The following is an 18367-nucleotide window of genomic DNA, read 5'->3' on the forward strand; positions in this document are numbered from 1 at the left end:
TTCACTAGCGTTGCATAAAAACTAATGTATAAATCAAAAGTAAATAAATGGAAAATTGCATTGTATTATTTTGTAATAATTTGGTTGTATACACCAATTACCTTATTTCTCTTTGTGCTAAAGGAACAACCACTTAAGAGGTAGTCCTTTATCCACATTTTTCAGATCATGTAATTCCTAAGCTATTATCGGGTCGTAAGTTAGATCATCCAGGTGTTCTGCCTCACCTTGTAGTACCTGTACTAACGTAATGTTGTAGACTTTTTCATGGTCTATACACCGTCGTCCTCTTGAACTTTGGCCTGACTTGTGGTGGAGCTTTCGTACAAACTTGGTGAAGTCTACATAAAGGCATGTATGAAGCAACATTTGAATTTTTAGTAATGGGCCTTCGTAACCTGTTTTCTTTTTAAGCAACATCATTAAACAGTAGGTAATCAGTGCTATCATCAATTGGTTTTCCACAGCCTGCTGGCTTAAACCATAGAAATGTTTTACACAGAAATGTTGTTTGATCCACTTAAAGAATAATTCTATCTGCCAGCGGTAGCGGTATATGTCGCTTATTTCCTCGGCACTTAACTCAAAGTCGTTGGTAATGATAATTACAGGCTTACCCTCGGTATCTTCTGTTTCTATTAGTCTCAAGGGGTTCTGCATTTTGGTTGTACCGTCTTTGCCTAGGATTACTTTATGGTCTTTCTTGATTAAGCTATCTTGGTTTGTTGGAAATTCTTCTAGTGTTTCAACTATTGCGTTACTCTTTAAACGGCTAACGAATCTGGTACCATTATTAGAATAATTGTCAAACCTCTTGTAATCCAAGTAGCCACGATCAAAGACGTTTAGGGCATCTTTTTCTACAACCAAGGCATCCATTTGTGTTTTGTCAGCAGACTTAGCTGGTTTAATTATGGCTTTGTCTGGTAGAACCCCTTGCTCAAGCAGCTGGATACGGAGGTGTAATTTAACTCCACTTTTGGTTTTTCTGAACTCTGCCCAGCGGTATCGGGATAGACAAAGGCTTATTGTTGAAGAGTCTATCAGATAAATGCGACCTAATTCTTGTCTTATTGATTTAAAACCTATTTCAGTACCAAACTGATGGACTATATCAGAAAATAGAGACTGAGTTAATTCAGGAGATAAATCTCTCAATTTACGGGATAACTGTGAAGCACTAATTGAATCTAAACCTACTGCCGAGCTGAAATTATCATCATTTAAGCTGTTACTAATATGGCGGAGACCTTTAAGTTGCTCTAACTGTGCATAAGAAATCATTTGAATTAGTTTGATAACGGTTAACTTTTTAGCGTAAGCATCGACTTCTGATTCTTTGACATTGCTTAAAAATTTTTCGTTATAAATTGTTTGAAATAGTTGATTATATGTGGATTTATTGGTATTCTTGTCCATGCGTGGTCTCCTTATTTTTGGGATTATGGACAGGACTACCTGTTATATCTCAATTATAAGGAGATTTTTCATTTATTCGTAGACAAAATATCCCAAAATACTTGACAAAACAAAAATTTATTTATGCAACACTAGTGAAAAGCAATAGGTAAAGACGAGGATAAATTATGAGAGATGCTTATATAGCATGGCTTAAAAATGAGGGCAAGAGCGAGAAGACTGTAAATGAATACCCTGCAAAGCTACAAAAACTGATAAATTGGTTTGAAGATACAGAAGGTGACAGATTTGAGCCAAGTAAGATAACTACACTTCATATACATGAATTTATTGCTTTTTTGGACAAGGTAAAGAAGTATGAGCCTGCATATATAAATAAAATACTTGCTTCGCTAAAGACTTTTTACAAATATGCAACTGAAACTGGGTTAGTAATTTATAACCCCACTATAAAAGTGAAAATGAAAAGAACGATGAAACAGTATGCAGCTCCCAAATGGCTTACTAAACAAGAATCTGCTAAATTTTTTCACGCTATAGAGCAAGAAAAAAACACAAAAAGAAAAAATAGAGATATGGCAATATGCAGGCTGATGGCCGGAGCCGGTTTAAGGGTCCAGGAGGTATCCGACCTTAACATTGCTGATATTTGCATTGAAAAACGCAGAGAGAATGTTACTGTTCGTGGTGGCAAGGGCAGTAAATTTAGGATAGCGCCTTTGAATAGCGACACTGTTGAAAGCCTTGAAGATTGGTTTAAATATCGGGAAGATCCTAGTAAAAATGGCTATCCGGATTAGTGTGTTGATAAGTCCTGTCTTAAGTAGATGTAAAAACTATTTAAAACAGGATTTTTGTGTTGATTTGCAAAATATTTACTGGTAAAATTTATTTAAATACCTTTTTGTATTTGAGGGATAGTCATGAAAATTTTAAAATCTATTGAGCTAGAAAAAGCATTGAAAATTAAGGAATCTACTATTATTCATGGGAATGCATTAGAAGTATTAAAGTTAATTCCTGACAATACCATCCAATGCGTGGTTACTTCACCTCCTTATTGGGGTCTCAGGGATTATGGCATTCCAAACCAAATTGGCGCGGAGAACAATTTAGATGATTATATAAATAATCTTGCATCTATTTTCAGAGAAGTAAGAAGAGTTCTTAAAAAAGACGGGACGTTATGGCTAAATATTGGCGATTCCTACACCAGTGGTAATAGGAAATACCGTGCCCCTGATAAAAAGACCGATACTAAAACAAATGTTAGGGCAATGAACTATCGGCCTGATACTCCAGAGGGTTTAAAACCAAAAGACCTTATTGGTGTTCCTTGGAGGGTTGCTTTTGCACTTCAAGTCGATGGATGGTTTTTAAGGTCAGATATTATTTGGAATAAACCCAATTGTATGCCCGAGAGCGTTAAGGACAGACCAACAAAATCCCATGAATATATATTCCTTTTGAGTAAATCAAAGCATTATTATTACGATTATCAATCAATAAAAGAACCTAGCGAAACTGGTGAGTTAAGAAATAAAAGAACGGTTTGGAATGTTAATACACAAGGCTTTAAGGATGCCCACTTTGCGACATTCCCTCCAGAATTGATAGTGCCTTGTATTAAAGCTGGAAGTAAGGTCAATGATTTTGTCTTAGACCCCTTCTTTGGTTCGGGAACAGTAGGGGTAGTGTGTAACGAATTAAGTCGTAGATATATAGGTATTGAAATTAGCCAGGAATATATAGAGATGGCTACTCAACGGATTATTAACACTGAATATGCTGAGGAAGAAGGAAGAAAATGCAATGAACTTTAGAACACCCCTTCCAGACACCCAAATTAGTTTCTATCAACGAATGGAAGAATTAAAAAAGACTACTCTTCAGGAGGCTCTGTACAAAACCGTTGAAAAAGCAGATATAGGCAGGCTGGATGAGGAACTAAGGAAATATGTTAAAAATAGTGACTTACAACTACTAGCAAGATACGGGACAAGAGGAGAAGTTATGTTCGTTGTTCCATACGTACTGGAACTTAATCCCAAATTAATTGGTTATTATAGATTGTTGTTAGGTTTCCCCCAAAAGTCTTTTTATACAGGAGATAGGGGCTTAGGATTCGGGGTTTTTAAAAGTATGGAATCTACAGGAAAAATATCTAAAGCTCAACAACCTTTAATTGAAGATCTAGTAATAGCGTTTAATAAAAGTGCTTCACTGTTATTAAACTCGATTGAAAAGGTATCAATATCATCTAGTTTATTTAGAGACCTAACATTATTAACATTAGGTCCTCAACTTAGAGGTGGTAGAAATAATGACCTTGGCATTGCAGCAACTAAGATGGTTTTTGAAATCATTAGAGAAATAGTTAGTCCGGCAATCAAAGAATCAACAGATACAAAGATTGTGCTAAGCAATGCCGCAGGAAGAGAAACAACCATTGAGTTTTCTTCTGACCCGGACATTATTATTAGAGAGAAATTAAAATCGGGAAAGTTTAAAAACTGGATTGCTATTGAAATTAAAGGTGGAACAGATTTAGCAAATGCCCACAATCGTTTAGGTGAAGCAGAGAAAAGTCACCAAAAGGCTAGGCTAGCATACTATACTGAGTGCTGGACTTTAATTGGTTTTAATATTGATTTAGAATTAGCAGCCAAAGAATCACCGACTACCGATAAATTCTATCATATATCCTATCTTGTAGATAAGAACAATGCGGAATATGAAGATTTTAAAGAAAACATTATTGCTCTTGCGGGCATATCTGATTAGCATTTCCACTATTAACAAGAAAGATTGATATACGATGGATATACTCAATTTACCTCACTTCAAAGTATTACATGTAGAACAAACAGAACACGATTACAGCATTAGGGCAGAAATGGCCTCACCGCCCATTATCTGCCCTAATTGTTATAATAGGGACTTTGTCGGATACGGTAAGAAAGAACAACTATTCATGGACTTGCCGATCCACGGCAAGCGTGTGGGTATCCTAGTTAACCGTAGGCGGTACCGGTGTAAAGAGTGCAATAAGACGTTCCTAGAGATATTACCAGACATGGACGAAAAACGTCTGGCCACCACCAGGTTAATTGAATATGTCCAGAAGCAGTCCTTAAAGCGTACATTCGCCAGCATATCCGAGGACGTGGGCCTGGATGAAAAGACAGTTCGTAACATCTTCCGTGATTACGTTACTCACCTGGAGAAAACCGTAAGGTTTGCCACCCCGGAGTACCTGGGGATAGATGAAATCCACATCATCCACCCTCGCTGCGTGGTCTGTAACGTCAAGGACAGAACAATAATCAATATTCTGCAAAACCGGAACAAAGAGACAGTGATTAAGTACCTCATGGAGCTACCGGACAGGGATAGGGTTAAGTATGTCAGCATGGATATGTGGCAGCCGTACCGGGATGCAGTTAAGTTGGTCTTGCCCCAGGCTAAAATAATCGTGGACAAATTTCACGTCCTCCGCATGGCTAACCAGGGCGTGGAAACAGTTAGGAAAGACATAAGGGCAAACATGACACCCAAGCAACGCCGTACCCTAATGCACGATAGGTTTGTCTTGCTGAAACGCAGGCACGAGCTGAAAGAGGCCGAATTTCTCAAACTCGAATCATGGACTAAGAACCTCCCGGATCTTGGCAAAGCCTACGAGTTGAAAGAAGAGTTTTTCCAAGTGTATGAAAGTAAGAACCAGGCTGAAGCTATTGAACGTTACAACGCCTGGCTTTCTAAGGTTACTGATGAGATTTGCTTTGCCTTTGAACCATTAATAAAAGCCCTAACTAACTGGCACCATGAGGTCTTTAACTACTTCAACCACCCCATTACCAACGCCTACACTGAGGCCCTGAATGGGCTAATCCGGGTTATGAACCGCCTGGGTAGAGGGTATTCCTTTGAAGCTTTACGGGCTAAGATCCTGTTCACCGAAGGGCTATCCAAGTCTAAGAGGCCCTTGTACCGGAGACAGAACCGGGAACCTATTATGAGCAGGATGGTTATTGCAGAAACAACCATAGATTACCAGAACTGGGATACCGGAGTACCCATAACAACATTGGTTGATTTTATTGAAAAAGGAAAAATCTAGGTGCCATCAACACACTAATCCGGATAGCCGTAAAAATGAACCCCTATTTTTAAGTGAAAGAAATACCCGGATGTCTGACAGGACGATAAGGCATATGGTTACTAAATATGCAAAAGGTGCAGGACTTGAGGATGTTTCCCCCCATACGCTAAGGCATACATTTTGTAAGAGTCTCGCAGATCAAGGAGTCAGGCTTGAACATATTGCCTATCTCGCCGGTCATGAGAGCCTTGAAACTACTCGGAGGTATACCCAGCCGGGAGAAAATGACTTAAGGAAAGCCGTTCAAACAATATCAGAAAAAAGATAATCTATGTAAAAAATATGCTTACGGATATTATTGAATTAATTGAGTAATCCTTTACCAATAATAACATTTCCCCTGAATCTGTTTCCAGGGGGAATGTTCACTTAAGTGAACGGGAGTTATAAACGATAAATACTTATAGTCCAAGGAACCTTTTATTTAGTTGACGGTGAACTACCACCATCCGGTTTTCTGTTTTCTTCACAAACTACGTCATTGTACCATCTGCGGGAATTGCTACGTCCCAAATGGGTACTCCCCATTTTACAATAATTAAGTGAATAACCCGGAGTAAATTTAGCCACTGTTTCAGAATGAGAGAGCAATGGCTCATTTTACTCCGGGTTATTAAAGCCACCATTCCGATTAGAAAGTCACCCGGTTTGACCGTTATATAATGCCGATGGAAGCTAAGAAAACAGTGTGATTTTGAAATAATTAATAATGCATTAAATTCATAGATTGTGGTGGTACCCTCAATACCCTAACTGCCCTTGACATGGAGAATGCCCGTGTTTCTTAGGACCAAGGATAGTTCAGGTTCGATTACTACACCTTGCTTGCTATGAAAGGCTAAGATGGGTATCCTTCATCTTGTATGAAAAGCCCAGGTTCATTCTTCCTCCGAGCACTAACGTTTAACTTTTGAGTAAAATTGAAGTAAGGTAAATACTATTAATTTACTTCAATTATTTTATTAATCTGGGTATATAAATCCTTACCATCAGTATCATTTTTTGTTGCCATTAAAAAAAGGCAATTTCCACCACTTTGTTTTGCCCAGAGTTGGCCTATCATGTCCTTTTCCTGGGTATCTTTATTAGTTGCAAGCTGCTCGCCCTTATATTCAACAACTAGAATGCGGCCGTCGAACAGTTGTGCAACAAAATCCGGATAAAATTTATCTGTTGATGTAGGCAACCAAAAGGAAGATTGAGGTTGGCGTTCGAGATTTCGTACCCAGGTCTTAACCTTTTTGTTCATTTCCAGAGCCTTCGCGCACTCTATTTCTTCATTATTCATTGTACTAATCACAGGGAAAAAATGTTTTAGAAATCTAAAGCTACCCCTATAAAAAGAATTAACAGGATATTGACCTTCTTGGAATACCACTGAAACATCAGAAGAAACATAGGCTACTTCAGGGGTATCAAATAAAACGTTTTGTACCCCTTGCTCGTAAGACTTTTCACGACAGTTGGAAATTTTTTGTTTTAGGAGTTTTTCCAGTACAAATCTTAGCCGAACCAAATCAGGGAGGTTCACTTTTTTAAATTCCTGGAGATACCGAACATGACGCCGGATGAACTCGACTAGAGATGTGTAAGGAATATCAGGCTGACGAAGTTTTCTATCTAACCATCCTACAAGCTGAGCCTCTGTCCAGTGAGTAGCTATTCCCAAACTTAGCGCCTCTTGTCCTTCTAACACTCTCTCATAAATCTTTGTGCCCTTGATATCTATTTCAAAAGCGTGCCCATCCTCTACAGGTTGAAAGTTATCCAAGTTGGTAGGAAAGTCCAGTATGTTCCAACCATCTGGTAAGAAGGATTCACGTTCAGCTACCCCAAATTCTCCATCTCCGAAATTAAGACAGAGTTGTGGGACTATTAACTTTTCCCCTTTCTCTGCAGGGGAGGGTGGACGTGTATAACCCTGTTTGGTTGTTACCTCTTTAACCAGTTGCTGTTGATCCACAGAAGAAGTGAACATGATGGAAGCTTTACTTTCAAGCTCTCGCAAGTCATTCTGGCTGGTGCAAAGAAATGTTACCTTATAGCCATTGTCAGTCTTTTCGATATCTGTATCAGCTTGTAATGCGAAATTCAATGAGGTAATTTCAGGCGCAAAAGAAGAATAGACTACAACTTCCTCACAAAAAACCGCAGGTTTTTCTTCTGGTTCAAGTAATTTGATTTGCTCATATTGAATGTTATTCTCAGCTTCTACATCTTCAAAGCCCATGCTAATCATATTATCTCTAATCTGACTAACTGCCTCAGACCAGGTAGTAACAGAAACGTGAGCATAGGCTCGGTTTAGGTCATCTTGCTTCCTGCGTTTAGCATAAGGCATTCGGAGGACTCGGCCTAAAAGCTGTTCAGCGTCTTTTGCAGACTGTACCCTAGCTGTTGAGCAGAAAACGTAGGCAAAAGAACAGTCCCAACCCTCTTTTAATGCTTGTATGGTTATAACGTATTTTACAGTACAATCCGGATCAAATAAGTCAATTCCGTCTAATTCTCGCTGTTCACCAGTAGCAACTGCAATAGCCTCGCGGGGAATATTTTCATCTTCAGTTAGGTATTTTAAGATAACGTCGACGGTCACGTCTTTATCCTTATTCTCTGCCTGAAATAAGACTATGGGCCTAATATACTGCTCTTCGTTTTTAGCTAACTCATCCAATCTTTCTCGGGTTTGAATAGCATTAGTGACAGCATCTTCCCAGGATTTATGCTCAATTAGCCGCACAGGCAGCTTAATCATATCCTCAGCTTTTAGTTCTGATGCACTAACCTTAAAAAGGACGTTGGAATTATTAGCCGGTGTAGCGGTGAGTTCAACTATGGCAGCCGGTCGAATACGTTGTAGAACCTCTATACTTAATTTGCTAGTATGATTGTGAGCCTCATCCACGATAACCAAAGGGTTATGGTAGGCAAGAAGGTTAGCAAAAGAGTATTTTATCTCTCCCTGGTCATTTAATTCAAGGTGAGGGCTGCGTGACGGTATACACTTAAAGTGAGGTTCTAACTCCTCGTGGTGAGCATATACTTTACGACCACCGGTAGAGTTTACCCTAAATGCAGCGAAAGTCGCAACAAATATACAAACAGCTCCCCCAATATCTTGTTGCCGAAGTTGGGGGAATTCTGATATGTCAAATATCCTAACCAGCCCGCCGAATTGACTGTCCAATGCTTCTCGGTTCGGATGCTGAGGATTTTTAAGCGTCTCCAGAGTCTGTCTACGAATAATGTCAGTTGGTGTAAGCCAAAGTACGATTGGAAAGTCTATCTCCATGTAGGCATTAGCGACAACACCAATAATATATGAAGATAAAAGAGTTTTCCCACCCCCTGTAGGAAGTCTCAAACAAACATATGGAATATTTTCTAACTCCGGTAAACTGTGATATTTTGGAAAAAATCCGGGTGCATCCTGTACTTCTTCAAATACTTGTTGTGGAGAAAATATCCAAGATTTTTCAAGAAATTCAGTGAGTTTAGTTAAAGTACGACTTTGATAGTTTTTTAACTTAAGCATTTATATCTACTCCTAACGCATCTTTAAATCGTAGGGTGTTTGCTTAAATGTAATCCCTAATTCACGTAGGCGAGCTTCACCTAAACGTGTAGCTTCACCAAATATAACTTTCTCACCATCATAGGGAGGTAGAATAGCTAAAAGTTTGTTAGTTAGTACGTTACCACCATTGGGACGTTTATCTCCAAGTATGCCGTTGTATAGAAGATAATAAGCTACATTATTATGAATTCCTAGAAGTGGTAAATCAGCCTGCCCTTGATAAGGTATTTTAGTTTCAGTGAACCATATATGGGCGGCAAGGGCCTGGAACTTAACAGAAGAGTTCAAATGGCCATCACTGTCAAAGACTGGCTCACCGAGGCGGTAAAAACGGAAACCGCCACCACCTTGCCAATCTACAGGATTAGAAATACCCCCTTGTTCTCCCTCTACTACTTTTTGGAGTCGAGGTACTACGTGCGTGACTGCTTGTTCTCCCATTTCCACGCCAATATATCGCCGCCCCATTTTGTGAGCAACAGCTGCAGTAGTTCCAGATCCTAAAAATGAATCCATTATAAGATCCCCAGGGTTTGTTGCGATGTGAATTATTCTTTGAATAAGTCGTTCAGGCTTTGGTGTGTCAAAGGCCTTGATCTTACCAAAAAGTGCATGAATCTCTTTTTTTGCCTCATCTGTATGACCAACTTCTTCCGAAGGCCACCATGTCCAGGGGGCTACACCAGGCACTTGCCAGATGTATCTTATGATGTTAGGCTGGCTATTTCCAGTTTTCCCAAAATAAATGCGGCCTTTTGCAAGCAAGTCTTCATAGGTAGCTTTTGAAATTCCCCAGCATCGTCCTTTTGGTGGCTTATGTACTTTTCCTGTTGGTGTAATTACCTCATAGTATTGTTCTGGAGTTGCATGGCCTTCCTGTGCAGTCATTGGAACTGGTCTCCAACGCCCTAATGGATCATTATTTGGATTCCTGTACACCTTTGCTTGCTTTTCAGTAATCGGAACCATGTTCCTTGTTTTTTTGAATAAATCTGGATTCTTTGCATAAGTAAAAATATATTCATGAACATCGCCAATAGCCTCTCGATTTTCACGGGAATAACGTTTTTGCCAAACATTACACGCAATAAATCTCTTTCGACCAAAAATTTCATCCATAATAACCTTTAAATATGCGGCTTCGCTATCGTCAATAGACACCCAGATACTGCCGTCTTGACTTAAAAATTCTCTTAGCAATTCCAACCGGGGGTATATCAGTTGTAACCATTGTGAGTGTTCGAGGTTGTCGTCATAATGTTCAAAGGCTGCTCCTATGTTATACGGCGGGTCAATGTATATACACTTAACTTGACCTGCAAAATAGGGTAACAAGGCCTTGAGAGCCTCTAAGTTGTCCCCTTGAATTATCATATTTGGTGTATTATCTCCGTAGCTGTATTGCTGATCCTCCTCCAACAGTCTAAAGGGTATTTTATTAGCAATCGTTAATGTTTTGTCACGATCAAGCCAATGTAATATTGGCATTAAAATTCCTCCAATCACCTTACAGTAGAGTATGGTCATAGTTATTTAGATGAGAAATAAGTTCTAACGTAATTTGTATTTAACAGTGAATTTCTACGTAAAACTAGTCAGGTAGGTTAATCCTATCCTGGCTAGTTGATTCTGGAGGGGACTTGTTTATTTAAGTGAATAGGGTTGCCAATTAACTAACCTCAAGAGCATTAATTTCAAATATGCTTCTGATAATAGCGGCCCAAACAGGGGGTACGTCATCCCACGAAGCCCATTTAGAAGTTTCTACAAATGCCCTGTAGGGTTTGTCCGATGTTGGTACTTTGTAATTCAAACAATCCTCTAAACAGTCCTGGAGTGGGAATACCCTGGATGTATCTCCAACAGCTGCTTCAATATGTTTATTCATTTTTGCCGCACCTTCTGTTTGGCTATCTAAATCATGCATTACAATTGGGTTAATTGAGAGAGCCTGAAGGTATTTAACTAGAGAAATAATGGCGGCTTTACCCCTTGCCTTTGTAATTTGAAAGGTAGATTTAATTTCCTTCTGGACATCTTCTGGCAAGAGATTAAGAGTATTCTTAATTGCTATTTGTTCAGAGTCACCCTCTACAATTAGGCATTTCTCCGCAAAGAATACCCTGGAAAGTTCATCGTCAAATGTTTTTATCATTTTTACATGTTGCTTTTCATCTTCTTCTAGATTCTTGAGGGCTTCCGAAACGCCATAATTAATGGTTGACATGAAGCCATTTTTGTTTAAATAAACCTTTGTAAGGCTTTGCCATTCCTTTGAAAGATCAATCATCCATGGAGAATGGGTTGTACTAATTATTTGGTTTGACAGACCAAGGCTATAAATTGTGTCTCGCAACATGTTAGCAGCTGATGGGTGAAGGTAAATTTCTGGCTCTTCAAAGGCAATAATTAAGGGCTTTGTCCTAGTCTCTTTTTTTGCTTTCAATTTTGCATGATATTTAAGCATTGAGAAGATTGCCGTTCTTATGAGACCAGTACCTTGTCTAGTGGCATCAGTGTTAACATTTGAATACATTTCTACAGAGTATTTTGGTTTAAGTATCTCCGTTAGGCCCTGTAAAGAAGGATTTATATGAATGCCACAGTTAGGGAAAACGTCTCCAATTATATTATTAACTTCAGAGCAAAGAACTTTAATAAGTGATTCATCTGTATCTGGAGACATTTGCTTCTGAAGTTCATTAAGGTTTTCTTGAATATCTTTAGCGAGCTGGTTATCTGCGAGTATATCCTCAAAAATATAACCAAGGCACTCACCTAGAAGAGTTTTGTTGCTATCGGCTTTTCCTACGTCATCAGAATTGGCGTAAGAAGGAATATACAATAATCTCGGTAGTTTTGAATTCACGTTTGAGGGTGCCCCGCCAGGATTTTTGAACAGTTGTGGTTCTGCTTCCATATCCCATTCAATTGCTCCTTCAATTTTAAATTCCCATTCATTGGGTAATTTTTTGTTTTCTACTTTTTTTACTCCTAGTGATTCTTGGATTTGTTCCTCGGTTAAGCCAACCCCTAGGAGATCTGTGTAGGTTTTAACTTTGTCAAATGGTTCTACTATTTGATAAGGATATAAAAAGGTTTCTATGACTGGTTTTGTTGTATTTGAAAGGGTATACGTCTTTTTATAAAAAAATTGGCCGTTAATTACTCTACCTTTAAATCCTCGGCTATTGGCAGTTTCTGGGTCAATATCACTAAACCAGCCGCATATTTCTATTGTTTGGCACCTGTTGCCATCAGGGAGGAGTCTAAAATCATCCGGCTTAATAACATCTTCCTTTAATGAGAGTAATGCATCGATAGCGCGTAAAATTGAGCTTTTCCCGTAATTATTTGGCCCAATGATAAATGATGCAGGGCTAAGGTTTATTTCAGCATGTTCTACCCTTCTGAAATTTTTAATCTCTACTTTTGATAGTTTCATTATTTAACCTCCGTAAACTGTTAACGTTCACTTAAGTGAAAACAGCTTCTTAAAGCAACTGCCATTTGAGTTCTTGAACTCCTCTGTAACTAAGAAATAATTAGCCAGCTCTTTGTTTGTTAACTGATAATTATTTATCAATTCTTTAAATTCTTTATCTGGTACCAGGAAATTAACTGAAAAAATAACATGGTGTAACCAAATCATTTACTCAATTAGATATTTTATAAAATACCCTAGTTCTTTCTTAATGGTTTTTTCAAAATCAAATGGCTCCTGATACTTTAGGATAGTGTTTTCAATAGAATCTAAATTTAAGAAGGTATCTACTTTAGATGATGACGATATTTCATAAATTGTCTTTCCTACTTCATCAAGGGTAATTAGCTTAGTTTTATGTGGTACTTTTAGGTTTTCTAAACGATACTCTCCTCTTGGATCCGTAAGTACCACTAAGGACCAAACATCTGTAGAAAAACCATTATTATATAATAAACTTTTAATGAATTTGCAATGATATTCATTCTGGGCGATTGGACTCCTTGTGTTTACCCATTTCTTAAATTTAAGTGAGTACCATTTTCCATCTTTATCAACATAATAAGAAGCCCGGTTTTTAATTTCAACACAGATAACTACCTTTGGGAGAATGATTAATGCATCAATTTGTGATTTTTCACCATCTGGTGTGATTAAATCAAGATCCGTAAGTCTTTTATGTTTTATATTTAATGAATCTAGTTTATAGAATAACTGTTCTCCTTCCCACCCTTTCTTTTGAGTAGAAATGTATTTTTTAAGGTGTTTTGCTATATGAAAATGAAACCAACCAAGAGGTAATCCTATAAATGCTAAGGAACTAGTTACAATTAATTCTAGTAAGGAATGGTTACTAGAGAATAAGAATGAAAGAATAGAAATTGCTCCATAAAAAAGTAATACCACACCTGAGGCCGTAAGGGCTAACCATAGAATTGTTAAAAAAGAAAACTTTTTCAAGTATGAATTGCTTATATACTTTTTAAACATTTAATTCCTCCATTATTATTTAATATTAAAGATAAAAAATTAACTCCTATTGATGGTTGAAGGCGTTCACTTAAGTGAACAACAGAGATGTTTCAGTTTTATGAATTCTTTAGTTACTTGAAAATATTTTGCAAGTTGTTTATCTATAAAACCTGCTCCGCACAATTTTTTAAATTCCCTGTCTGAAATTAGAAATTTTACCGCCCAAAGCTTGGCTCTCAGTTCATCAATACTCAAATTTATTAAATCAGACAGAGTCACTAGCGTTGCATAAAAACTAATGTATAAATCAAAAGTCAATAAATGGAAAATTGCATTGTATTATTTTGTAATAATTTGGTTGTATACACCAATTACCTTATTTCTCTTTGTGCTAAAGGAACAACCACTTAAGAGGTAGTCCTTTATCCACATTTTTCAGATCATGTAATTCCTAAGCTATTATCGGGTCGTAAGTTAGATCATCCAGGTGTTCTGCCTCACCTTGTAGTACCTGTACTAACGTAATGTTGTAGACTTTTTCATGGTCTATACACCGTCGTCCTCTTGAACTTTGGCCTGACTTGAGCTGGAGTTTTCGTACAAACTCAGAGAATTCTATGTAAAGGCATGTGCTAAGCAACATCTTAATTTTTAGTAACGGACCCTCGTAACCGGTTTTCATTTTAAGCAATATCATTAAACAGTAGGTAATCAGCGCTATCAGTAATTGGTTTTCCACAGCCTGCTGGCTTAGACCATAGAAGTGTTTTACACAGAGATGTTGTTTGATCCACTTAAAGAATAATTCGATTTGCCAGCGGTAGCGATATATATAGCTTATTTCCTCGGCACTTAACTCATAGTCATTGGTAATGATAATTACAGGCTTACCTTCGGTATCCTCTGTTTCTATTAGCCGCAAGGGGTATTGCATCTTGGTTATGCCGTCTTTGCCTAAGATTACCTTTTGGTCTTTTTTGATTAAGCTATCTGGGTTTGTTGGAAATTCCTCTAATGTTTCAACTATTGCATTACTCTTTAGACGACTAACAAATCTGGTACCGTTATTACAATATTTGTCGAATTTCTTGTAATCCAGGTAGCCACGGTCAAAAACGTTTAGGGCATCTTCTTCTACAACCAAGGCATCCATTTGTGTTTTGTCAGCAGGTTTGGCCGGTTTAATTATTGCTTTGTCTGGTAGAACCCCTTGTTCAAACAGTTGGATACGGAGGTGTAATTTAACTCCGCTTTTGGTTTTTCTGAACTCTGCCCATCTATATCGGGAAAGACAAAGGCTTATGGTTGAAGAGTCTATCAGATAAATACGACCTAATTCATGCCTTATGGATTTAAAACCGATTTGGGTTCCAAACTGATGGACTATATCAGAAAACAGAGACTGAATTAATTCAGGAGATAACTCTCTTAATTTACGGGATAACTGTGAAGCACTAATTGAATCTAAACCTACTGCTGATCTAAAATTATCATTGTTCAAGCTGTTACTGATATGGCGTAGACCTTTAAGTTGCTCTAACTGTGCATAGGAAATCATTTGAATTAGTTTGACAACGGTTAACTTCTTCGTGTAAGCATCAACTTCTGATTCTTTGACATTGCTTAAAAATTTTTCATTATAAATTGCTTGAAATAGTTGATTATATGTGGATTTACTGGTATCCTTGTCCATGCGTGTTCTCCTTATTTTTGAGATTATGGACAGGACTACCTATTATATCTCAATTATAAGGAGATTTTTTATTTATTCGTAGACAAAATATTCCATTATACTTGACAAAACAAAAATTTTTTTATGCAACACTAGTGAGACAGAGTGCTTTCAGGTCTGTTTTTAAACAAAATATTAGATTTAGCACTAGTAAAATGGTGGCCGATTTCTTCTGCTAAGGTACAGAGAAGTTTAACAGGGTCTGATTTAAGCTCAATGTTTAAAATAATAAAGCTCTCATCCCCTTTTTTTTATAAAGACCATTTATCTTAGATACGGAAAGTAAAGTTTAAAAACCCAATAACATCAAGGTCTAATAACCATTTTTTGTTGTAAAAAATTTGACAGAAAAAGAGGGTACACCGCCCCTTCTACGGAATTGTTTAGCGTCCAAACAAAACATTCCAAAAGGATGGTGACCCTCTGAAATGATGGTATCACAATTTATTACCACAAATCAACTTGAAACTTTGACCCGTCAACAACGACGTGATTTGGAACGTAAATATCAGAAGAAATTACATTCTCTTCAACGCCTGACTAGCAAAAGTGATCTTCCGATTAGCTTTGACAATACTTCTGTAACTGCTTATGGAAATTTTGGCATACTAGAGGCGTTTAAGCAAGCCATTGATTTCAAGGGTATGCTTAAAGGGGTTTCCCTTAAGCGACATCATAACTGTAAATACTCTGATACAGGGTTGTTAGATACAATCATTGATGCCCTTTCCTTGGGATTATTACGGTTTTCTCATATGAATGCTCTGCAAACTGACCCTGGATACCAGAAAATTAAAGAAGTAACACAAGTGCCTGACGAAAGCACTTTGCGGAACTTTCTATCTCTTATCTGTGAGCAGGAGGCATTAAACCAATTGCCTCTGGTGAATCAGGAAATGCTGTCCTTAAAGGCCAAATCCGATCAACCCCGTGAAGTCTGGCTAGATATTGATGACAGTGTCCTCACTGTTTTTGGGAAACAGGAAGGATCAAAAGTCGGTTACAATCCTCGGTACCACGGGAGGCCTTCCTACAAGGTAAAGGTAGCATTTATCTCTGGAACTTGCGAACTAGTCAATGCCGGGTTATATAGTGGGAACGTCGCCAGCAATGGCCAATTTATGGAATTCCTTAAAGAGACATTAGAGATCTTAGCTGCCCAGAATATCCTCGTAAAAGGTATCCGCATAGATAAAGGTTTCTTTGATGAGGATAACTTTGCCTACCTGGAAGAACAGGGCATCGAGTATATTTGTAAGGCTAAACTCACCAGTAATATGAGAAAGGTCATTAAATACCTTGATGACCAGAACCAGTGGCAGTCTTTGAGCAACCATTATGCTGCAGCAGAAATCACCATTCCATTACCTAAATGGTCCAAAGCCCGCAGGTTTGTATTTATCCGTGAAACTCAAGAACCTAAGGCATGCGGCGATCAACTTAACTTTGACCTGAAGACATTCGACTACCAGGTGATAATTACTTCTAGTGACGAGCACAACCCAGAGGAGGTATGGCACGAATACAATAAGCGTTGCAATATCGAAAACAAAATTGATGAACTCAAGGTTGGCTTAGGCTTTGAAAAAATGAGCCAAGCAGAGATGGATCGAAACAAAGCCTTTATGTGGCTCAAAGTATTATCGTATAACCTTCTCAACTGGTTTCGCTTGGCCTTATTGGATGGCAAAGACAGCCGTGCTGAAGTGCCCACTATCCGCCGTAAAATACTGAATGTACCTGGGAACATTGTAGGCAACAACCGTTACCGCCATATAAAGTTAGCCCCTAATCCCTGGTTGCAAAAGGCATTGAAGAATGCTAAGGAAAAATTACAAGAATTCCTTTGCATACAGGCATGGGTTGCCGTAAGTTCAGGTTAAACAAACTCGAGACTAATCGAATTAATCAAATATGATATCACTGATCCAAAAAAGATGGGTCTTATTAACTGCACCCTAAAATCTAGCTTTTTATTGGAGTATACAGCAGTGATAACGCTTTCCGAGTGATTAGGCATTCAGGCAACATAGCAGCTCAAGCGGTATAACCAAAAATTGGTTATTTTGGAGCTTTAACTTGGCTCGGAAAGTTACTTTCCGATTTGAAGTTTATGTTTTTATCCTTAAATGGATAGTAGTAAATGTAAATATCTTCATTTTTTACTAGAGCCAATAAAGCGATTAATCTGCTGTCCAATGTAAAGTCTCTTTTATACACAAAAATACAGTGCTGTAAGAAAATTGAAAAAGGATAAAAACTAAGAAAACCACCTGACTGGTGGTTAATGCTCGAATTTTATCTAACAATGTCGTATTGTCTGATAATTGAAGAAACTACTAACCTTATATGTAAGGTTAGTAGTTTCTTTATTCTGACTGGTTATTATTGCTTTGGTCTTTTCTCTTTTGCTCCATCGCTGCTTTTATAGCCCTTTGAATGTCTTCAGCCTCTTCTGGAGTGGGTAGATGAAATAACTGGTCACCTTCGTAGCTGGCTACAAGAACTTCGTCATCTTCGTTAGTTGGTGTTTCTTCTTGGGAAAGGATATCTCTTAAAGCCTCTAGGATCTGAATTCTTTCTTCTAATGATATAGGCTTACCAGCAATGGTAATTGCTTCTTTTGAATTAAATAAGTCCAAGACCTCATTGCTTAAAGTATTAGATATAGATTGATTGACTAATCTAAATTCAGAAATAATTTTTTTTATAGCTAATAATTGAGAAGAACGAAGATCTCTTAAATCATATATTAATGATTTTAAATCATCTGATACTACTCTTAATTGTTTGCATTCTTCTGCAAAAAAATCTGCAAGCTCGATTCCCAAAGAAGTGCAAATTCTCTCCAAAGTATCTAAGGATGGCTTAGTATTATTTGCTTCAATCTTTGTTATTAATGAGGGATCTACACCTATCATTTTTGCTAATTTTCTTTTACTAATTCCTAATTTTTCACGAAAAAATGTAACCCGTTTCCCATAATTCATTATAGAACCTCTTTTGAATTTGATTCAA

At 37.7% G+C, this 18367-nt stretch carries 13 protein-coding genes; 6 read left to right on the plus strand and 7 right to left on the minus strand.

Features of this window, described 5'->3' with window-relative positions; all coding sequences use genetic code 11:
• Nucleotides 1–177: 177 nt before the first annotated feature.
• Complete coding sequence (locus DRED_RS04655; protein ID WP_011877231.1) at nt 178–1419, minus strand: IS4-like element ISDre1 family transposase; 1242 nt, start codon at nt 1417–1419, stop codon at nt 178–180.
• 167 nt (nt 1420–1586) lie between these two features.
• On the opposite strand from DRED_RS04655, the gene DRED_RS04660 reads away from it, so the two are divergent.
• The 5 genes from DRED_RS04660 (at nt 1587) to DRED_RS04680 (ending at nt 5852) form a co-directional block, all read left to right on the plus strand.
• Nucleotides 1587–2219 (plus strand): tyrosine-type recombinase/integrase, encoded by a 633-nt coding sequence (locus DRED_RS04660; RefSeq protein WP_011877232.1) that lies wholly within the window; start codon nt 1587–1589, stop codon nt 2217–2219.
• Nucleotides 2220–2342: 123 nt separating this feature from the next.
• Nucleotides 2343–3242: a DNA-methyltransferase gene (locus tag DRED_RS04665; protein ID WP_011877233.1), complete on the plus strand. Its 900-nt coding sequence runs from the start codon at nt 2343–2345 to the stop codon at nt 3240–3242.
• Complete coding sequence (locus DRED_RS04670) at nt 3232–4203, plus strand: XcyI family restriction endonuclease (protein ID WP_011877234.1); 972 nt, start codon at nt 3232–3234, stop codon at nt 4201–4203. The genes DRED_RS04665 and DRED_RS04670 overlap by 11 nt, the downstream gene beginning before the upstream one ends.
• A gap of 34 nt (nt 4204–4237) precedes the next feature.
• On the plus strand, nt 4238–5542 hold the full coding sequence (locus DRED_RS04675; RefSeq protein ID WP_011877235.1) for an ISL3 family transposase: 1305 nt from the start codon (nt 4238–4240) through the stop codon (nt 5540–5542).
• Nucleotides 5523–5852: a tyrosine-type recombinase/integrase gene (locus DRED_RS04680; RefSeq protein WP_041274457.1), complete on the plus strand. Its 330-nt coding sequence runs from the start codon at nt 5523–5525 to the stop codon at nt 5850–5852. The genes DRED_RS04675 and DRED_RS04680 overlap by 20 nt, the downstream gene beginning before the upstream one ends.
• A gap of 672 nt (nt 5853–6524) precedes the next feature.
• Here the strand turns inward: DRED_RS04680 and DRED_RS04685 are convergent.
• From DRED_RS04685 to DRED_RS04710, 5 genes are all read right to left on the minus strand, one after another.
• Complete coding sequence (locus DRED_RS04685) at nt 6525–9119, minus strand: DEAD/DEAH box helicase (RefSeq protein ID WP_011877236.1); 2595 nt, start codon at nt 9117–9119, stop codon at nt 6525–6527.
• 12 nt (nt 9120–9131) lie between these two features.
• Nucleotides 9132–10649, minus strand: a complete 1518-nt coding sequence (locus DRED_RS04690) for a site-specific DNA-methyltransferase (protein WP_011877237.1) — start codon at nt 10647–10649, stop codon at nt 9132–9134.
• 181 nt (nt 10650–10830) lie between these two features.
• On the minus strand, nt 10831–12606 hold the full coding sequence (locus DRED_RS04695) for an AAA family ATPase (RefSeq protein ID WP_011877238.1): 1776 nt from the start codon (nt 12604–12606) through the stop codon (nt 10831–10833).
• A 207-nt stretch (nt 12607–12813) separates the two neighbouring features.
• Nucleotides 12814–13635 (minus strand): nuclease-related domain-containing protein, encoded by an 822-nt coding sequence (locus DRED_RS04705; protein ID WP_011877239.1) that lies wholly within the window; start codon nt 13633–13635, stop codon nt 12814–12816.
• Nucleotides 13636–14068: 433 nt separating this feature from the next.
• Nucleotides 14069–15310: an IS4 family transposase gene (locus tag DRED_RS04710; RefSeq protein ID WP_011877240.1), complete on the minus strand. Its 1242-nt coding sequence runs from the start codon at nt 15308–15310 to the stop codon at nt 14069–14071.
• 467 nt (nt 15311–15777) lie between these two features.
• Here DRED_RS04710 and DRED_RS04715 point away from each other — a divergent pair, with 467 nt between their 5' ends.
• On the plus strand, nt 15778–17232 hold the full coding sequence (locus DRED_RS04715; RefSeq protein ID WP_011876859.1) for an IS1380-like element ISDre2 family transposase: 1455 nt from the start codon (nt 15778–15780) through the stop codon (nt 17230–17232).
• Nucleotides 17233–17718: 486 nt separating this feature from the next.
• Here the strand turns inward: DRED_RS04715 and DRED_RS04720 are convergent, their stop codons facing one another.
• The gene (locus DRED_RS04720; RefSeq protein ID WP_011877241.1) at nt 17719–18339 is read right to left on the minus strand and encodes a helix-turn-helix domain-containing protein; all 621 of its coding nucleotides are present in this window, start codon (nt 18337–18339) and stop codon (nt 17719–17721) included.
• Nucleotides 18340–18367 lie beyond the last annotated feature (28 nt).

Source organism: Desulforamulus reducens MI-1 (assembly GCF_000016165.1).
GTDB classification, from domain to species: Bacteria; Bacillota; Desulfotomaculia; order Desulfotomaculales; family Desulfotomaculaceae; genus Desulfotomaculum; species Desulfotomaculum reducens.